This window comes from Pantoea sp. GbtcB22, from assembly GCF_019091025.1.
GTDB lineage: Bacteria > Pseudomonadota > Gammaproteobacteria > Enterobacterales > Enterobacteriaceae > Pantoea > Pantoea leporis.
Window position 1 is genome coordinate 1 of the sequence record NZ_JAGXKB010000422.1, and the last position, 256, is coordinate 256.

At 58.6% G+C, this 256-nt stretch carries 1 protein-coding gene; it reads right to left on the minus strand.

Annotated elements, in window-relative coordinates:
- The coding region (locus KVT28_RS25655; RefSeq protein ID WP_217551054.1) for a hypothetical protein at window positions 1-212 on the minus strand (212 nt) is incomplete at its 3' end.
- Window positions 213-256: the final 44 nt, after the last annotated feature.

Below are 256 nucleotides of genomic sequence, written 5' to 3' on the forward strand. Positions count from 1 at the left end.
AGGAACTGGCCATAGGCACGGTCGATCGCCCGCTTACTGGCCTGCCGCCATTGTTCATCCGACCATTCGGCTGTGGCGTTGACGAGCTGCACAGCCTGATCTTCATCGTCATAGCATTGACCTGCATAGCCGATGTATGACTCGGCTGCCGCGCAGCGGCGTCCAAACACAACCGCGCCGGTCGCCATTGCCTCGGCAATGGAAACCGGCATGCCATACACACAGTCAGGCGAATGTGTATGCAAATAGATCGCGG